This window comes from Bordetella genomosp. 4 (assembly GCF_002261185.1).
GTDB lineage: Bacteria > Pseudomonadota > Gammaproteobacteria > Burkholderiales > Burkholderiaceae_B > Bordetella_A.
Genome location: NZ_NEVQ01000013.1, coordinates 994,607 through 1,012,935 on the forward strand (window position 1 = coordinate 994,607; position 18,329 = coordinate 1,012,935).

The window sequence follows — 18,329 nt, forward strand, 5'->3', positions numbered from 1 at the left end:
TTACCAATTGTCCTTTTTAAGCGACAATCAGAGATGTTGAGATTCGAAGAGACTGACGTTTTTTCTGAATGGCTTGCCACACTGCGAGACGTCAGAGCAAAGACACAAATCATGCGCAGACTGGTCAGGGCCAGAACAGGAAATTTTGGTGACGTAGCCCCTGTAGGCGAAGGCATCAGCGAAATGCGGGTTGACGAAGGGGCCGGCTATCGCGTGTATTTCGGTAGGCGAGAAAAAGTGGTTTATATCCTGCTATGTGGGGGGTGACAAAAAAAGCCAGCGTCGTGACATCGCAGCGGCCAAACAATTATGGGCTGCAATTAAGAAAGGAACCTCCAATGATTAAGCTACGTGAATTTGACCCGGCCACCTATCTCACCGACGATGAAACGATCGCGCACTATCTAGCCGCTGCTGCACAAGAAGATGATCCAGACGCTTTTCTTCAGGCGCTCGGTGATGTCGCTCGTGCCAGAGGAATCGGCTCCATTGCAAAAGAGACAGGCTTGGCTCGCACAAATCTGTATCGTGTGTTAGCGCCCGGCGCGAACCCAAGCTACTACACACTGCGTCGCGTCATGAAAGCGTTAGGAGTGTCACTGACTGCAGCCGCTCGTTCCCAAAAACATAGACGGGCGTAAAAAACTAAATCGTCTCAACCACAAACCTGCCTCAGCGACTCGATCAATAACGCCAGTACCGAACTCCTGGGAGCGCCCTTTCTGGACACCAGCTCGTACGGCTCGCTACGTGACTTCAGCGTGAGGGCTAGCGCCCCCACCAGGCCGTTATGACAAAAATAGCTGGCCACATCATCGGACACCAACGCAACAAGATCGGTATTGCGGCCCAGCATGGTCACGGTGGTGAGCGCCGAGGTCGTCTCGATCAGGTGCAACGGAAAATTGAGCCGGGCCTCATGGAATTCGCGCTCCAGCAAACGGCGCATCGGCATATGTGCGCGATAAACCACCCAGCGGCTGTCCTGTAACTCGCGCAACTCTACTGCGTCGGCGCCCATGGCAGGGTGGCGCACGTTGGCGATCACGGATAACGACTCGTCTTTCACAAATAGAGACTCGTATGCCTCGGGGTTGCGGCTGACCGACGAACGGCAGATCGCTGCGTCCAGGCGGCCGCGCTCAATCAGGCCGAGCAATGTCTCGCTGGTGTCCTCCACGATCTCTACCGACATATGCGGCTGCTGCATCAGCAGATTGGAAACCGCATCGGATAAAAGGGGCACAGCCCCCATGATCGTGCCGATGGCGAGATGTCCGCCCGCGCCGCTGGCGATGGCGTCCAGCTCAAACCGCAGGTTATTGATGTCGGACTGGATCAGCCGGGCAAATCGCAACGCACAGCGCCCCGCCTCGGTAGGTATTAACCCTCGGTTGGTGCGTTCGAACAACTCGACCGCCAAGGTCGCCTCGAGCTCGCGCAACGCTTTACTAGCGCCAGGTTGCGTCAACCCGACTTTGTTCGCAGCACCGAGCAGGGAGCCGCTTTCCTCGATGGCAATAAGCAACCGCAGCTGTTTCGCATGCAACCGGGACATCAACGAATTCAAGCTGAGAACACCATCTGACATGAATGAAAGTTATATCGGTATAGAAAGCTGTCAGTGTACCGGACATCGTCGAGTTCATAGACTTCTCATTTTCGACACCAGCAAAACATTTGGAGAGGATGAGAAAAAAATGGCTCTGATCAACTACGTGACCGAAATTCGCTTCGGTGCCGGCGCGCTCGGTGAACTGAAGGAGGCCTGCGACAAGCTGGGTATTACTAGACCTTTGATCGTCACCGACAAGGGCGTGCAGGCTGCCGGCATCGTCGACAAGGTCGCCGCGGCGCTCGGACACCAACAATTCGCGATATTCAACGACACGCCTCCCAACCCCTCGGAATCAGCAGTCCGGGCCGGTGTCGAAGCCCTCAAGCATGCAGAGGGCAACGGCGTCATCGCTGTAGGCGGCGGATCGTCGATCGATCTGGCCAAGGCGGTCGCCGTGGCCGCGCGGCATGACGGCCCGCTGCGCCATTTCGCGCTCATCGAAGGCGGCGCCCAGAGCATCACCGCGGCGACGCTGCCTGTTGTTGCCGTGCCAACGACGGCGGGCACTGGCAGCGAGGTGGGACGCGGCGCCATCATTATCTTGGACGATGGCCGCAAGGTAGGTATCTTGTCCCCGCATGTGATTCCAAAAGTCGCTATCTGCGATCCTGAGTTGACCCTGGGCCTGCCTGCGACCCTGACCGCAGCGACTGGCATGGATGCCATCGCGCACTGCATCGAGACTTTTCTCGCTCCGTCCTTCAACCCGCCTGCCGACGGTATTGCACTGGATGGTCTGTGGCGTGGGTGGCGTCACATCGAGACCGCATTCCGCGACCCCGGCAATCTCGAGGCTCGGACCAATATGATGAGCGCGTCGCTGCAAGGCGCTCTGGCCTTTCAAAAGGGCCTGGGATGCGTGCACAGTCTGAGCCACTCGCTGGGCGGCATCAACCCCAAGCTGCACCACGGCACGCTCAACGCGATTTTGCTGCCGGCCGTGATCCGATTCAATCGCGGAGCCGAATCGGTCGTGCGCGAGGACAAGATCGCGCGTCTCGCGCACATCCTGCAGCTGCCGGCATCGGTCTCTATCGAAGAAGCACTCATCACCAAATCCCGCGCCTTGCAACTGCCTACCGGACTGTCGCAGCTCGGGGTAACCGAAGACTTGTTCGACCGCATCGTAAAAGGCGCGCTGGCCGATCACAGCCATCGCACTAACCCACGTGAGGCCACAGTTGCCGATTACGTCGAAATGCTGCGGCAATCGATGTAAATGCCCTTGCGATATTCCCGCTACAACACATGCCTGCCGCCCTCGCTTGCCGGTGAATGGGCAGACATGTGTACCCAATTCTGAAAATACCGACTGATACAGGTGGAGACGTGAGCAGTATTTCCATTGACGAACTGAGCAAAGCAACCCAAAAAGAAACCATGGTCCCGGCGATCGAGCGCAAGCGCGCGCTCATCGGCAGCGCAGTGGGCAGCACGATCGAGTGGTACGACTATTTCCTGTACGGAACCATGTCGTCCATCATCTTTGCCAAGCAGTTTTTCCCCAGCGACAATGCGCTGGTGAGCCAAATGATGTCGCTGGCCACCTTTGCGTTGGCGTTCTTGATCCGGCCGCTGGGCGGCGTCATTTTCTCGCATATCGGCGATCGCATCGGCCGCAAAAAAACGCTGGCGATGACGCTCTCGATGATGGGCCTGTCTACCGTGTTCATGGGCCTGCTGCCCAATTACGCGCAAATCGGTCTGCTCGCTCCGATCCTGCTGATCATCCTGCGCCTGCTGCAAGGTCTCGCTCTCGGCGGCGAATGGGGCGGCGGCGTGTTATTGGCCGTGGAATACTCGCCGCGCCAGAAACGCGGCTTTTATGGCGCAGTTCCGCAGACGGGCGCGGTGTTGGGCCTGGCGCTGGGCAACATCATTACATCACTATTGAGCGCGAGCATGAGCGAGGAGGCTTTTCTCTCGTGGGGCTGGCGCATTCCGTTCGTAGGCTCGATCGTATTGGTCGTCATCGGCATGTGGATTCGCAATGCCGTCGGCGAGACGCCCTCGTTCAAGAAAATCCAGGCGACGCGCAGCAGCGCGCGTATTCCACTCAAAGAAACGATACAACACCATTGGCGCGAAGTCCTGATCGCCATTGGCGCGAAGGTCGTTGAAACATCGACATTCTTCCTCTATGCGACATTTACCATCTCGTACATGATGGATCACGGCTTTGAGCGCTCTACCATCCTGAGCATTGTGCTGGTCTGTGCACTGGTCGCCTTTCCTTTCATGCTGTTTTTTGGCCATCTCTCTGACAAGATCGGCCGCAAAAAGGTCTTCATCGGCGGCAGTATCGCTTTCATTTTGTGGATTTTCCCGTTCTTCTGGCTGCTAGATCAGAAATCCGTGTTCGCCGCCTCGATCGCCGTGGGCGTAGGGCTGGGCATCATCTGGGCCAGCTACGGCGCCATGATAGGAACTCTGCTCGCTGAAGCCTTCCCACCGTCGATTCGCTATACCGGCATGTCGCTCGGTTACCAGATCGGCGCCGCACTGGTCGGTGGGCCTATGCCTTTGATCGCCACAGCGCTGATCGCCTACTACAGCGGCAGCTATGTACCTGTTGTTGTCTTTCTTGTCGCCTGCGCCTTGGTGTCCATCGCAGCGGTCGCGGTGGCGCGGGATCGTAGCGGACAGCCATTGGACGACTGACCCGAACTTGCACCGGGCGGCTCGTCGCCCCTTTCTTTTAAGGCACCGCACATCCGAGGGCGTACGGTGCTGTCTCGATAAACCCCTCTTTTCCCATCAGGAGCTCTCACGTGCAAATCACTGGAGAAATGCTTATTGGCTATGCTTGCGTACGCGGCAGCGCCGGCAATCAACTGGCTTTCAATCCTGCCCTGAACACCGCGATTGCTACGCCCGAATTTGGCCTCGGCACCCGTGCGGATGTCGATCGGGCCGCTTCGCTGGCGGCAAGTGCGTTTGATGTCTACCGCTACCTGCCATTGGAGCGCCGCGCTGCATTCCTGGACGCGATCGCCGATGAAATCATGGCGCTGGGCGATGCGCTGATCGAGCGCGCTCATGCCGAGAGCGGTCTGCCCATCGCTCGCCTGACCGGCGAACGCGCTCGGACGACAGGACAACTGCGAATGTTTGCAAACGTCGTGCGGGCAGGCCTGTTTTTACACGCCACGATTGACCCGGCTCAACCCGAGCGCCAGCCTATGCCTCGCGCGGACATACGCCTGGCCAAGATTCCGCTGGGCCCCGTTGCCGTGTTCGGCGCCAGCAACTTCCCCCTGGCTTTCTCTGTCGCAGGAGGCGACACCGCCTCGGCGTTGGCGGCCGGCGCTCCAGTGATCGTCAAGGCCCACAGCGCGCACCTGGGCACGTCCGAGATGGTGGGCCGCGCTGTCCAGAAGGCAGCGAAACAACAAGGGATGCCAGAGGGCGTGTTCTCGCTGTTGATCGGAGCGGGACGCGACATCGGCGAAGCTCTCGTGGCACATCCCGAAATCAAGGCAGTAGGTTTCACCGGCTCGCGCCAAGGCGGCCTGGCGCTCTTGCACGTCGCCAACAACCGTAAAGAACCGATCCCGGTTTATGCAGAGATGAGCAGCATCAACCCGGTATTCGTGTTGCCGCACGCATTGGCGGCTCGGTCGCAGGCGCTGGCTCAGGGGTTCGTCGACTCGCTCGCAATGGGCGCGGGGCAGTTCTGCACCAATCCAGGTCTCGTGCTCGCCATCGACAGCCCAGAACTGCAGAACTTCATCAACGCGGCCAGCCAGGCGCTCAGTGCCAAGGCAGCACAGACCATGCTCACACCGGGCATTCACGCTGCCTATGAGTCCGCCCGTACACAGGTCGAGGCCGTTTCCGGGGTCGAACGCGTAGCGAGTGGCGTCGCAGCTGACGCGCAACCCAACGCGGCACAAGCGCAGCTCTATGTCACCGACGCTCAACGGTTGCTGCAAAGCGAAACGCTGCAAGCCGAAATGTTCGGCCCAGCCTCTATCGTGATCAAGGCCAAAGATATCGCGGAACTGCTGCAAGTCGCCAATCGACTCGAAGGTCAACTTACCGCGACGCTGCTGCTGGACGACGCCGATCACGAGATCGCCCGTACCCTGCTGCCCGTGCTGGAACGCAAATGCGGGCGCATCCTCGCCAATGGATTCCCGACAGGCGTAGAAGTGTGCCATGCCATGGTACATGGCGGTCCCTTCCCCGCCACGTCCAATGCGATGTATACCTCCGTCGGCGCCAGCGCCATTGATCGATTCCTGCGACCGGTCTGCTATCAAGACCTGCCGGACACGCTGCGTCCGCAAGCCGTGCAAGACAGCAACGAACTGTCTCTCTGGCGTCTCGTCGATGGAGAGATGACGCGGGAAGTGCTCTAGCGTCATCCGGCGGCAATATGGCGGCGCGTGGCAGGCCGCCCTATTGCCGCCTTGCAACGCTACAAGCTGCTGCCGCGCGGCCGCATATCAATATCACCACAAGCGCCGATCAAATGTTGACACGGCTCGGTTCACATTTCTAGAATATTAGAAATTAATTTCCAATATTATAGAAATGACCAACTCATCTCTGGACGTCAACAGCCTGATCGCCCGGCGCTTGCGCGAACTGCGCGATGCCCAGGGGTGGTCTCTCGATGATTTAGCGGAACGCAGTACGGTGAGCCGCTCTGCTATCTCCCTGATAGAGCGGGCACAAAGCAGTCCCACTGCCACCGTACTCGACAAACTCGCAATGGCGCTGAATGTGCCGCTGGCCTCGTTGTTCGAGCCTGGCACGCCTCAAAGCGAAGCTGCCCCCTCACCGGTATCGCGTGCCGACGAACAACATTCGTGGGCCGATCCATCCTCGGGCTACATACGTCGCAACCTATCGCCCTCGTTTCCTTCGCCCATCCAGCTCGTGGAAGTCGAGTTTCCGGCCAAGCAGCGCGTCGCCTACGATACCGCTATTCCCGATAGCGATATCTATCAGCAAGTCTGGCTGATCGAAGGCACCATGGATATCTCGGTGGGTGCTGAACAATGGCGGCTGAAACGCGGCGACTGTCTTGCCATGCGTCTGGACAGCCCTATTGTCTATCACAACCCCACCAACAAGCCTGCGCGTTATCTCGTGGCACTGGCTCGATTGGCGTTTAATAAACCACGGAAACAATCATGAACAGCGGAATCAAGATACGCCGAGTCGATGGCCATGACGCCGAAGCCCGCATACCAGGCTTGGCCGACATTCTGATAGATTGCGTAGAAGGTGGTGCCTCGGTCAGCTTCATGCTGCCGCTCTCGCGCGACAAGGCGATACGATTTTGGCAAAACGTGACCGATAGCGTCGCACGCGGTGAACGGGTGCTGCTCGTTGCTGAAGACGAGCAGGGGCAGGCCGTCGGCACGGTGCAGCTCATCATGGACCAGCCAGAGAATCAACCACACCGCGCCGACATCGCAAAAATGCTGGTCCACCGCCGCGCACGCCGCCAAGGCATTGCCGCGCTCTTGATGGCCGAGATTGAACAGATCGCCCGGCATGAGGGCAAGACCGTGCTGGCGCTGGATACTACGACAGGCGGGGACGCGGAACGCGTGTATACGCGAGCAGGTTGGCAACGCGTGGGTAGCGTGCCCGACTATGCATTGATGCCCGATGGGACCTTGAGCGGGACGACTTACTACTACAAATTACTGGAAACGAAACCCCGAACAGTAGGCATACTGTCTCACTGAGCGTCGTGAAAAATCAATCCCGCCGTGTATCGCTCTCCGCTTCGCAACCGGCTGACGCCATGCCGCATAGCGGCCTTGCGGAAGCCGTGTTTGCCAATTTCGGGCCGTTGATTCACGGTAAAAACCACCGCATCGCCTTGTTGTAGCGGCACCACCTCTACGCGCTGGCTTCTCGCCGACAGGCCGGTCATCACAAACTCCCCGCCCGTGAAATCCTCGCCAGGCTTAGACAACAAGATGGTCGCCTGCAGCGGAAAAACATGTTCGCCGTACAGGTCCCGATGCAGGCAGTTGTAATCGCCATCGGTGTAATGCAGCATCAGTGGCGTCGGCCGGATTTGGCCAGCGTCGTGGCACCGCTGCAAGAAGGCATCCAGCTCGTCGGGATATTGCACATCGATCCCTAGTTGCTGATTCCAGCGATTGGCGATCGGGGCCAGGCCGCGATACAGCTCGTGACGCAGTTGGTCTATCAGCGGCGGCAATGGATAAGCGAAGTACTTGTACTCCCCCCGCCCAAACCCGTGGCGCGCCATGATGACGCGGGAGCGGTACGCGTCGTCTTTGGCGTAAAGCGCGGCGAGGGCTTCGCATTGCTCGGCGTTCAATAGCCCGTGCAGTAATGCATTCCCATGAGTATCAAGCGAATGTTCGATGTCCGTCCAATTGCAGGTCGAGACATATCGTTCGCGTTTGGCGGTGGTTTTCAACGGTATCCCTCTCCGTGGACCAAAAGCATGAGACCAGTTTAAAACCCAGCCTCATGTACGACACCCCGCTCTTTGCGGTCGAATTATTCCGATCAACGACGCGTGATACGCATGCAACTGCTGGCCGTGTCCCGACGCCTTCCGCTATCGCTCCGATGCTCACCATCGCCCCACCTTGACGCGAACCACATAACAGCTTTGTCTATCGCGCCCCTGCCTTCTCGTACCCGGAATTCCTAGACTGGCAACACGTTACTGGAATCAAGGAGAGGGTCTTGCCTGCGCTGTTGTCGAATATCAAGGTGCTGGATCTCAGTCGTGTGTTGGCAGGTCCCTGGGCCAGCCAGATTCTGGCTGATCTGGGCGCAGACGTCATCAAGGTGGAACGGCCCGGGCGCGGAGACGATACCCGATCCTGGGGGCCGCCTTTTCTGAAGAACGGCGTGGGCGAGGACACGAGCGATGGGGCTTATTTCATTGCGACCAATCGCGGCAAACGCTCCATGACGCTGGATCTGCAGACTCCAGAGGGGCAAGAGCTCGTCAAAACGCTATGCCGCGACGCCGATGTGGTGCTGGAGAACTACAAGGTCGGGACGCTGGCGCGCCTGGGCCTGGACTATGCCGCACTGTCTGCTATCAATCCGCGGCTCATTTACTGCTCTGTCACGGGCTTTGGGCAGACCGGCCCACGCGCGGCGGAGCCTGCCTATGACTTTCTCATCCAGGCCATGGGTGGCTTGATGAGCGTGACCGGCGAACGGGATGATAAGCCCGGTGGCGGGCCGCAAAAAGTCGGCGTTCCTATTGTGGATCTCAGTACCGGCGTTTACGCGGCACTAGGCATTGTGGCGGCATTGCTGCGCCGCACCCAGACCGGCCAAGGCGAATACGTCGATGTCTCGATGCTGGATGTGCAGGTAGGCCTGCTGGCCAACCAGGCAATGAACTTTCTATTGGGTCACCGCATCCCCAAGCGCACCGGCACCGCTCACCCCAATATTCAGCCACAGCGCACGTTCAGTTGCGCCGACGGCGACATCATCATTGTGGTCGGCAACGACGCGCAATTTGTCACCTTATGCGATGTCATTGGAAAGCCCGAGTTGGCCCAGGACGCCCGCTATGCGACCAATAGCCAGCGTGTCAAAAACCTGGAAAGCCTGGATCCGATACTGGATGCCGTCTTTGCAAGCCGGCCACGGGCATATTGGCTGGACAGACTCAAGCAGGCAGGCGTGCCTGCTGGCTCCATCAACAACGTTGCCGAGGTCTTCGAAGACCCGCAAGTGCAGCATCGCGCCATGCTGCGCTATCTGCCCCATCCCGTCTCGGGCTCGGTCCCCCAGGTCATGAACCCCCTGCGTTTTGGCCATTCGGATTTGCGTGTGGATCGTGCCCCGCCGCTATTGGGCGAACACACGGACGAGATTCTTAATGAGCTGGGAATGAGTGCCGAGCGCATCCAGGACCTGCGCGCGCGAAAAATTATCTGATTCATTACAAGGAGACAGCTTTGACTATGCCCCCCGCTTTGCAAGGTCCTTATACCGCCCTCGATGTCACGCTGGACGACGGTGTCGCCGTGATTCTGCTGGCCAATCCGCCCGTCAATGCGCTCTCGACAGAGATGATGAATGAGCTGTCGTGGGTACTGGACCGCATCTCCGAAACGCCTGAGGTCAGAGCGGTCGTGCTATCGGGACAAGGCAAGACGTTCTGCGCTGGCGCCGATCTGAAGAACCGTGCCGCGACGATCAAAGGACCGGGTGATCTGCCTCAGCATTCGCGCAGGACAAGAGAGTGCTTTCACGCCATCCGGGAATGCGCCAAACCGGTCATCGCAGCGATCAATGGCCCGGCTCTGGGTGCGGGCCTGGCGATCGTGGCTTCTTGCGACATCCTGATTGCCGCGACGACGGCCACGGTAGGCCTGCCGGAAATCAATGTCGGGCTGTTGGGCGGCGGCCGTCACGGCATGCGCTTGTTCAGCCACTCGCGGCTGCGCCGCATGATGTTGACGGGACTGCGAGTCGATGGGAACGAGCTATATCGATTGGGCATTGTCGAGGCTGCCGTGCCACCGGAAACGCTGATGGACGAGGCCATGACATTGGCGCGCGAGCTCGCCTCCAAGAGCCCGCTCGCCTCGGTGCTGGCGAAGCAAACCCTCAATGCCATCGAGGAAATGAGCCTGCGCGATGGCTATCGGTATGAACAAGATATGACGGCCGCCATCGCAAAGACGGACGACGCACAAGAAGCGCGGCGCGCGTTTCTGGAAAAACGGCCGCCGGTTTTCAAAGGGCGATAGGTCATCCGATTCGCTCGCAAAGAGCGTGCACGGTGACGAGGCAAGGCCTGCGCATGGGCCTGCCCAGCACGATTCCAACAATCAAGGAGACATTCATGTCAGGAGCGCTCGACGGCGTAAAGGTATTGGATCTGAGCCGTGTGTTTTCCGGTCCCTGGGCAGCGCAGATGCTGGCGGATTTCGGGGCGCATGTCATCAAGGTCGAGCGCCCGGGCCGCGGCGACGACGTGCGGCATCAGGGCTACAAGATGCCTGACCCCGATGGCAAACCCAGCAGTGAAACATCGTCATTTGTGGCCATGAACCGCGGCAAACAGTCCCTGACCATCGATATTTCGCGTCCGCAAGGTCAAGACTTGATTCGCCGCCTGGCGCAGAAGGCGGACATTTTGATAGAAAACTTCAAGGCCGGCGACTTGCGCCGTTATGGCTTGGATTATGCGGCGTTATCGGAACTGAATCCGCGTCTCATCTATTGCTCGATCACGGGATTCGGACAGGACGGCCCCTATAGCCATATGCCAGGCTACGACCCGATCTTTCAATCGATGAGCGGCTTGATGAGCGTGACCGGCGTCCCCGACGGCGAACCGGGCGCTGGCCCCGTCAAGGCCGGATATTCGGTATCCGACCTGACTGCGGGGTTCTATGCCGTGTGTGCCATGCTGGCCGCCCTGCACCATCGCGACCAGCATTCCGGCCGTGGGCAGCATATCGACCTGGCATTGCTGGACGCCCAGATCGCGGCCATGTCCCATATCGGCATGAACTATCTGGCAACCGGCCAATTACCCAAGCGTACGGGATCGTCGTCCCAGATCACCGCGCCATTCAGAGCCTTTGCCTGCGCAGACGGACATCTCATGGTCGCTGTGGGCAACGATACCCAGTTCCAGAGTTTCTGTAGCGTAATCGGCCTGCCTGACCTGGCCCACGATCCGCGCTTTGTCACCAACCCCAAACGCGCCGCAGCACAAGCCGAACTGTCCACCCTGATAGAACCAGCAATGCTCACAAGAAAAGTCGGCGATTGGATCATTGCACTGGAACAGGCGAAGGTACCTTGCGGACCGATCTACACAATGAATCAAGTATTCGAAGACCCTCAGGTCAAACATAGACAGGTACTGGGACAGATGCCGCATCCCAGCCTCGGGACCATGCCTTTCATTCGCAACCCTATCCATTTTTCAAGCACACCGGTAACACCTCAGCTGCCGCCTCCCTTACTGGGACAACATACGGTCGAAGTCCTGGCCGATGAATTGGGACTCACCGCACAAGAGATCGCGCAACTACAACAGGACGGCATCGTATGACTGGCCCCGACCCTTCTCTGATCGAAGAAATCCGCGATAGTGCGCGAGACTTTCTGCAACGGCAGGATCAAAAGAAGCGCAAACGCCTGAATGCGCCGCTTGACCGAGACTACTGGCGTGCCATCGCGGATGTCGGCTGGCTGGGGTTGACAGTGTCCGAACAACATGGAGGACTGGGTTTAGACTGGCATGCCATGGCAGCCGTGATGGAGGAAGCCGGCCGAGCCCAACTGCCTGAGCCCCTGATCGGCGCTGCCATATTGCCTGCTGCTGTCCTGTCGCGCCTGGCCGCCCCGGAGGGCGCGCAGTCCCGTGAATCTCTGCTGCAGGATATCTGCGCCGGTGAGCGTATCGTCGCACTCGCATGGCAGGAAACGGACGGCCAGCTGGAGACCGAAGAAGCTGCCGGTGCGTTCGGCGTCAATGTCACTTGGCTCGAAAACACCTATGTGCTCAATGGCGAAAAACGCCATGTCATTCCGGGCGATGATGTTGACGGCTGGCTCGTGTCCGCCGACGGCGAGCAAGGGCTCGCCTTGTTTTATGTTGCAGCCCGTACACCCGGCGTGCACGTCCGTTCTTATAGACGTGCAGACGGCAGCCGGGCCTGCCACCTGATACTGGAGTCCGTCGCGATACCGCCTGAGGCATTGATTGCCCGGCACAGCGTGGCAGACGCAATTGATACGGCACTGGATCTGAGCCGTCTCATGCAATCTGCCGAATTGATAGGCGCGGCTCGTCAGGTATTGGCGGACACAGTCGCCTATCTGAATACACGCCAGCAGTTTGGCAAACCGCTGTCCTCGTTTCAAGCCCTGCAACACCGGCTCGTCGATACCACGCTGCAAGTCGAGTTGGCGGCAAAGAGTTTGTTGAATGCGCTGAATAGCCTCGAGCACGGAGATCGCGCTGCTGTCCGAGCCATCGCCAGTCGCGTAAAAGCGCGCGCCGCCAAAGCCGGACTGGAAGCCGGACGTCAAGCGGTGCAATTGCATGGCGCCATCGGATACACCGACGAATGTGACGTCAGTCTGTATTTCAACAACGCGTTGCATCTGGCCTCGTGGCTGGGCAACGCTACGGCGCATCGGCAGCGGTTTCAAGCGCTGACGCCTATTCCCTCGCAAACGGACGAAGAAGATCGAGAGGTCCCGATCACGGAGGAGGCATTTCCCCGTCATGCCGACTGGAACACCATGCCGGAGGAGGAGTTTCGCGCCATGCTTCAGCGTTTTTTCCGGCGCTATTACCCATCGCACTTGCGCCATGTGGCGCGCCGGCTGCATTGGAGCGAAATCAAAGACTGGTATTTCACGCTTTCCCGCCAAGGCTGGATCGCACCGTCCTGGCCGCTGGAACACGGCGGCATGGCTTTGTCTCCGTCACGGCTGATCGCCTACATCGAGGAAGCCGAACGCTACGGCGTGGCACGCGCTCCGGATCAAGGCCTGGTCATGCTCGGGCCCATTCTGTTTCGCTACGGCACGCAAGCACAGCGCGACCGGTTTCTGCCCGGCATCCTGTCTGGCGCAGATGTCTGGGCTCAGGGATATTCAGAGCCGAACGCGGGATCAGACCTGGCGGCGGTCCGTTGCGAGGCAGTCATTGACGGCGACGAGCTGATCGTCACGGGACAGAAAACCTGGTCCACGCTGGCGCAGGATGCCACGCATATGTTCATGTTGGTGCGCACCGACAAGACTGTCAAAAAACAGGCGGGCATCAGTTTCCTGCTGGTCGACCTGCGCACCCCGGGTGTCACTCGCCGTCCGATCCGGACATTGGCAGGCCACGAGGAATTCTGTGAGGTGTTCTTTGACCAAGTCCGTGTCCCACGCAGCAATCTGGTGGGCGAGCTCAACGCCGGCTGGACCATCGCCAAGGCCCTGCTCGGTTTTGAACGCCTGTTCAGCGGCAGCCCCAAGCATGCGAATCACACGTTGCAGCAGATATTCCAGCTTGCGCGCCAGCGAGGCTTGCTGACGGACCCCGCGTTTTGCGATCGCTTGGCAGAACTGCGTATGGATGCGGCTGACTTGACCGCGATGTACGAGGTCTTTGCCGACATGGTGCGGGCGGGCCAGCCGTTGCCGCCCGAGCTATCGCTATTGAAAATCTGGGCAACTGAAACGCACGAGCGTCTGGGCGCGCTGTTGATTCAAGCCACCGAAGAGTATGGCGGTGCGGCGATCGAAGAAGCACATGGAAAGGTGTACGCGTTGGCGCCGTATATCAACGCCATGGCAGCCACCATTTTCAGCGGCACCAACGAAATACAACGCAATATCTACGCCAAACAGGTTCTGAGTTTGGACGTGGCATGACTTGCGCAACCATCGCGCCACAAGGAGACATTCTTGAAAAACACTCGCGCCATCCTGGCCGCTGCCTTTACCGTCGCACTCGGTACGGCCCACCCTATCGCCGCACAGGCGGCTCAATCCTGGCCCAATCAACCGATACGCCTGATCGTTCCCTACCCGCCTGGCGGTTCGGTCGATAGTCTGGCACGGATACTGGCTCCTACCCTGGGCAAAAAACTGGGCCAAACCATTGTTGTAGAAAACAAGGCGGGCGCTTCGGGCACCATCGGCGTGGACGCCACGGTCCGCGCCACACCGGACGGATCGACATTTGGTTTCGGTGTTCCAGGAGCGATATCGGGATTACCGCACGTGATGAAGGTGCCCTACGATGTGTCCAAGATCCAGTACGTGTCGCTGGTTGCGCGTATTCCCATGGTGTTCGTGGTCAATCCCGCATTACCGGACACCACCTTGCCTGCCTTTGTCGATGCAGCGAAGCAGCATCCCGGTAAATACAATTACGGTTCAGCGGGTAATGTGACCACACCGCATTTAGGGGTCGAGTTGCTGAAGCAACAGACAGGCATCGACATCGCACATATTCCCTACAAGGGCGCCGCGCCAGCCGTCACGGCATTGCTGTCCAATGAGGTGCAATTGTTCCTCGGCGATGCTTCGGCAGTGTTGGGGTTCATCAAGGCCGGCAAATTACGCGCTCTCGCGGTCGGCAGTGCAGAACGCTTTGAGGGTCTGCCCGATATACCTACGACCAAGGAGCTGGGATTTCCCGGCGTGCAGGTCGAATCGAACTATGGTGTCATTGCTCCGACCGGCACTCCCCCGGACATTGTGAACAAAATGGCGTCGGCGATTGCCGAATCACTTGCCGACCCAGAGTTGCACCGCAAGATGATCGATCAGGGCGCCGTACCGGCAGCCACTACGCCGGACGAATATCGCTCGCTCATGGAAGCCGAGTCAAAGAAATGGGGGGACGTCATCCGCCGAGGAAAATTGGGACTGCAGTAAGGAGACTGTCCCGATAATGAGGGCGCACACGATTGCGGCTGCACCCCGCCGGAGGCTGCCGTATAGTGTGATCGCCCTCCTGCTCTGCGAACGACCATGCCCTCTGTCAAAGCCACTAGCCCCAGCCTGGACCTGACTGCCGACCTGCATAAATGGCGCGCTTTCATCGCCATCGCGGAATTAGGCAGCATCACGCGGGCCGCCTTGCATCTCGATCAAGACCAGTCCGTGCTGAGCCGCCGTATCAACGCGCTCGAGCGCGAGTGCAATGCGCGCCTGTTCAATCGTACCGGCCGCGGCGTGCATCTGTCGGAGGTCGGGCAACGGCTCTTTCCGCTGGTGCGAACGCTGCTCGATGATGCCGAACGCCTGGAACTCGAGGTCAACGGCCAGGCTCGCGAACCCGCAGGCGAGGTCAGGCTGGGCCTGCTGCCATCGACCGCGCATCCGATGATACGCAGGTTGTTCTCACGTTTGCGTAAACAATTTCCTAAAGTCCATCTGAGAATATTCGAGGGTTCCAGTGGGCAGATCGAAGAATGGCTCACCGATAGCCGGGTAGATATCGCGATTTTGTATCGTTATGCGGAAAAATGCCCGCCCGGAGAAACAGCGCTGGCCTATGTAGACTCGTATTTGATTGGCGCCGCGAATGATCCGCTCACGCAATCCGGTGAGATCGATTTCGATGCGCTGGACGGTCTGCCGTTCATCTTGCCGGGCGCGCCGAATGGCTTGCGAAATACCCTGGATGGTCTGGCGCGGGCACGCAAGATCACTATTTCACCGCTGATCGAGGCCGATTCTCTGCCCTTGATGAAATCCATCGTGGAACACGAGAAGATGTACACGGTCCTGCCGCTACACGCGGTATGGCAGGAGGTGCACGAGGGACGGCTCAGCGTCGCCGCGCTGCGCAATCCGACCATGGGAAGGATTATTTCCATGGCTTATGCTCGCAGCAAAGGCCCCGGACGCACGGTCAAGGAGGTCGCCGATCAAATCGAGGCCTTGGTACGAGAAATCGGCGATGAGGGTATTTGGCACGCTAGCCCACAGGCGGACGTACCACCGGGACCTGCCTAAAACCCGTACAGGCGCGCCGGATTGTCCACCCATACTTTCTGACGCAACGCGTCGGTTCCCAGCCAGTCCCACGCCAGATCAATCAAGGCATCCGCAGCCGGAGCGTTCTCGCCCATGCGCACATAGGGCCAATCAGATCCCCATACGACTTGATCTGGATTCGCCGCCACAAAAGCATCATGCAGCGGTTTCACGTCGGCATAATCAGGCGCGGTCCCGACCCGGCACACGCTCAATTTCATCCAGATCGTCCCCTCGGCCAACTGTGCCCGCAGCAGTTGGAACACCGCGTCGGCGTATCCACGCGCGGGCGCCAGGCTGCCCATATGGTCGATCACCAGCGGCAAGCCCAGCCTGACCAGCGACGGGAGATGCTGCGCATAGACATCGCTGGGGCCCCACAGCTGCGCATGCAGACCGAACTGCCTCATGCGCGGCGCCAGTGCCGCCACCTGTTCGAAACCCACGCTGCCGGGAAACAACCGGCCCGCCGGGTCTCTCGCCTCGACAAAGCGCAATGCCCGCACGCCCGCATCGGCCATATTCTGGAGTTCCGCATCGCTGACACTGGCATCCGCTACAGCGGCCCCTCGCAGACGCCCCCGTCCTCGCGCGAGGGCATCCAGCAATGCCGCGGGATTTGTTCCGTAAGGCGCTGGCTGAACCAGCACGCCGCGCTGCGCGCCCAATGTGTCCAACATCGTCAGATAACGCTCGGCGGGCGCATCGGGCGCTGCATACGATGACGCATGCTGCAATGGAAACCGGTCATACGGCCCAAACACATGGCAATGCGTATCGCACGCCAGCGCCGGCAACTCATGGCGCGGCCGGCCAGGCATACGAGGGATTTCGATGGTTTCGGGTACGTACGAGATCGCCTGCGATTCGATCGTCATGGCTTATCCTGGTGCACGATAGGAGGCAACGTGCTCAGGCTCGGTCGGCCAGATGCAGTCGGCACATCCAATGGCTCCGGCGCCTCGTCGGGCATGGGGATCTCATGCGCGTTCAAAGTCATCGATACCAGTGTGTAGTAGCCGATGACGGCGGTCAATTCGACCACGCCCGCGACACCCCATTGTGCAACGGCCTTCGCGTGCAGCGCCGAGTCCACGCGACTGGTTTCCTGCAGCTGCCTCGCGTATTCATAGACGATCTCGTCGGCGGCGGTTGCGAATTCCGGTACGCGCCGTTCGCGAATGGCATCCAGGACACGGGCATCGATCCCGGCGTCCAGCGCAGCCTGCGCATGAATATGCCACTCGATCTGGCTGTTCCAACGCCTTGCGGTGACGATGATCGCCAATTCGCTCACGTGCGGCGGCAGGCTGGTGCCGAATCGCAACAAGGCGCCGAAGGCCTGCCAGCGTTCCGCCAACTCTGGGTTGTGCAAGGCTGCGCGCAGCGGGCCCACCAATCGGCCACGGGGCCCGGACACGATGCGCTCATAGACGCTGCGCTGCGCCTCGTTCATCGTCTCAGGAGTGGGAAATGGAATACGGCTCACAGAATTCTCCTCGCTATGCTGGCGCTCATGCTGCAGCGTCGTCTGGCCGGCTGCGGATCACCGAAGGCCGTTCGCTGAAACGGCGATGCCATGCCGCCAGCGCCGGATGGCCGTCGCGCCACGGCAGATCGGCGAATCGATAGTCCATGTACGACAGCGCGCAGCCTATCGAGATCAGCCCTAAATCAAAAGAGGTTGTCTCCAGAGCGGGAGCCTCTTTTTCCAATGCAGTCAATACGGCTTTCACCTTCAGATCGAACGCGCTCAACCATGCGGGGGTCTGGCGCTCATGAGGCTTATTGCGTTCCTGACGGAACAGCAACAATGCATCGAGAAAACCATCGCCCAATGCCTGACGGCGCTCTGCAGTCAGGCGGGCCTGGGGTTCAGCGGGCAACAGACCCGCACCCGCCACGCCATCCAGATATCCGCAAATCACACGCGAGTCGTAAATGGCCGTGCCATCATCCAGCACCAATGTCGGCAGCTTGATCAGCGGATTATCAGGTATCAGATCCAGATTGGGCTTGTCCATCGCGACAGGCGTGCGTACGCATGTCACTTGATGTTCCATGCCGGCTTCGTACAGCACGATCATGACCTTGCGTACAAACGGCGAACGCGGCGACCAATGCAGTTTCATTCGACCCTCCTGAAAGTATCCGCTATGGTAGGAGACATTCCGGGGACAGGCTATGCCGGGAACGGCAAATCAGCTATGCACGT

At 59.4% G+C, this 18,329-nt stretch carries 18 protein-coding genes; 13 read left to right on the plus strand and 5 right to left on the minus strand.

Annotated elements, in window-relative coordinates; genetic code table 11:
* The first annotated feature begins 33 nt into the window (after nucleotides 1–33).
* Entirely contained in the window at nucleotides 34–267 is a 234-nt protein-coding gene (locus tag CAL20_RS14800) for a type II toxin-antitoxin system RelE/ParE family toxin (protein WP_306431388.1), read from the plus strand.
* Nucleotides 268–338: 71 nt separating this feature from the next.
* Nucleotides 339–641 (plus strand): addiction module antidote protein, encoded by a 303-nt coding sequence (locus CAL20_RS14805; protein ID WP_094821895.1) that lies wholly within the window; start codon nucleotides 339–341, stop codon nucleotides 639–641.
* 14 nt (nucleotides 642–655) lie between these two features.
* Here CAL20_RS14805 and CAL20_RS14810 read toward each other — a convergent pair whose 3' ends face one another.
* Nucleotides 656–1,558, minus strand: a complete 903-nt coding sequence (locus tag CAL20_RS14810) for a LysR family transcriptional regulator (protein ID WP_094838213.1) — start codon at nucleotides 1,556–1,558, stop codon at nucleotides 656–658.
* Nucleotides 1,559–1,700: 142 nt separating this feature from the next.
* Between CAL20_RS14810 and CAL20_RS14815 the strand changes: the two genes are divergently transcribed.
* The 5 genes from CAL20_RS14815 to CAL20_RS14835 all read left to right on the plus strand — a co-directional run bounded on the left by CAL20_RS14815 (nucleotide 1,701) and on the right by CAL20_RS14835 (nucleotide 7,326).
* Nucleotides 1,701–2,837 (plus strand): iron-containing alcohol dehydrogenase, encoded by a 1,137-nt coding sequence (locus CAL20_RS14815; RefSeq protein WP_094838214.1) that lies wholly within the window; start codon nucleotides 1,701–1,703, stop codon nucleotides 2,835–2,837.
* 110 nt (nucleotides 2,838–2,947) lie between these two features.
* The gene (locus CAL20_RS14820) at nucleotides 2,948–4,279 is read left to right on the plus strand and encodes an MFS transporter (RefSeq protein ID WP_254924110.1); all 1,332 of its coding nucleotides are present in this window, start codon (nucleotides 2,948–2,950) and stop codon (nucleotides 4,277–4,279) included.
* A gap of 110 nt (nucleotides 4,280–4,389) precedes the next feature.
* A complete protein-coding gene (locus CAL20_RS14825) occupies nucleotides 4,390–5,982 on the plus strand; it encodes an aldehyde dehydrogenase (NADP(+)) (RefSeq protein WP_094838215.1) in 1,593 nt (530 codons plus the stop codon).
* Nucleotides 5,983–6,172: 190 nt separating this feature from the next.
* Entirely contained in the window at nucleotides 6,173–6,766 is a 594-nt protein-coding gene (locus tag CAL20_RS14830) for a helix-turn-helix domain-containing protein (RefSeq protein ID WP_094838399.1), read from the plus strand.
* Nucleotides 6,763–7,326 (plus strand): GNAT family N-acetyltransferase, encoded by a 564-nt coding sequence (locus CAL20_RS14835; RefSeq protein WP_094838216.1) that lies wholly within the window; start codon nucleotides 6,763–6,765, stop codon nucleotides 7,324–7,326. Before CAL20_RS14830 ends, CAL20_RS14835 begins: the two co-directional genes overlap by 4 nt.
* Here CAL20_RS14835 and CAL20_RS14840 read toward each other — a convergent pair.
* Nucleotides 7,320–8,042, minus strand: coding sequence for a 2OG-Fe(II) oxygenase (locus CAL20_RS14840; protein WP_094838217.1), 723 nt, complete (start codon nucleotides 8,040–8,042; stop codon nucleotides 7,320–7,322). The genes CAL20_RS14835 and CAL20_RS14840 overlap by 7 nt on opposite strands.
* Nucleotides 8,043–8,311: 269 nt before the next feature.
* Here CAL20_RS14840 and CAL20_RS14845 point away from each other — a divergent pair, with 269 nt between their 5' ends.
* From CAL20_RS14845 to CAL20_RS14870, 6 genes are all read left to right on the plus strand, one after another.
* On the plus strand, nucleotides 8,312–9,532 hold the full coding sequence (locus tag CAL20_RS14845) for a CaiB/BaiF CoA transferase family protein (RefSeq protein ID WP_094838218.1): 1,221 nt from the start codon (nucleotides 8,312–8,314) through the stop codon (nucleotides 9,530–9,532).
* A gap of 26 nt (nucleotides 9,533–9,558) precedes the next feature.
* Nucleotides 9,559–10,350 (plus strand): enoyl-CoA hydratase/isomerase family protein, encoded by a 792-nt coding sequence (locus CAL20_RS14850; protein WP_094838219.1) that lies wholly within the window; start codon nucleotides 9,559–9,561, stop codon nucleotides 10,348–10,350.
* Between the two features lie 95 nt (nucleotides 10,351–10,445).
* Nucleotides 10,446–11,669: a CaiB/BaiF CoA transferase family protein gene (locus CAL20_RS14855; protein ID WP_094838400.1), complete on the plus strand. Its 1,224-nt coding sequence runs from the start codon at nucleotides 10,446–10,448 to the stop codon at nucleotides 11,667–11,669.
* A complete protein-coding gene (locus CAL20_RS14860) occupies nucleotides 11,666–13,996 on the plus strand; it encodes an acyl-CoA dehydrogenase (RefSeq protein ID WP_094838220.1) in 2,331 nt (776 codons plus the stop codon). Before CAL20_RS14855 ends, CAL20_RS14860 begins: the two co-directional genes overlap by 4 nt.
* A gap of 33 nt (nucleotides 13,997–14,029) precedes the next feature.
* The gene (locus CAL20_RS14865; protein ID WP_094821905.1) at nucleotides 14,030–15,007 is read left to right on the plus strand and encodes a Bug family tripartite tricarboxylate transporter substrate binding protein; all 978 of its coding nucleotides are present in this window, start codon (nucleotides 14,030–14,032) and stop codon (nucleotides 15,005–15,007) included.
* A gap of 96 nt (nucleotides 15,008–15,103) precedes the next feature.
* Nucleotides 15,104–16,093 (plus strand): LysR family transcriptional regulator, encoded by a 990-nt coding sequence (locus CAL20_RS14870; RefSeq protein ID WP_094821906.1) that lies wholly within the window; start codon nucleotides 15,104–15,106, stop codon nucleotides 16,091–16,093.
* Here CAL20_RS14870 and CAL20_RS14875 read toward each other — a convergent pair.
* The 3 genes from CAL20_RS14875 to CAL20_RS14885 are packed head-to-tail and all read right to left on the minus strand — an operon-like array spanning nucleotide 16,090 to nucleotide 18,246.
* Nucleotides 16,090–16,992, minus strand: a complete 903-nt coding sequence (locus CAL20_RS14875; RefSeq protein WP_094821907.1) for an amidohydrolase family protein — start codon at nucleotides 16,990–16,992, stop codon at nucleotides 16,090–16,092. The genes CAL20_RS14870 and CAL20_RS14875 overlap by 4 nt on opposite strands.
* A complete protein-coding gene (locus CAL20_RS14880; RefSeq protein ID WP_094838221.1) occupies nucleotides 16,989–17,603 on the minus strand; it encodes a carboxymuconolactone decarboxylase family protein in 615 nt (204 codons plus the stop codon). Before CAL20_RS14880 ends, CAL20_RS14875 begins: the two co-directional genes overlap by 4 nt.
* Nucleotides 17,604–17,628: 25 nt before the next feature.
* Nucleotides 17,629–18,246, minus strand: coding sequence for a glutathione S-transferase family protein (locus CAL20_RS14885; RefSeq protein WP_094838222.1), 618 nt, complete (start codon nucleotides 18,244–18,246; stop codon nucleotides 17,629–17,631).
* Between the last annotated feature and the right edge of the window lie 83 nt (nucleotides 18,247–18,329).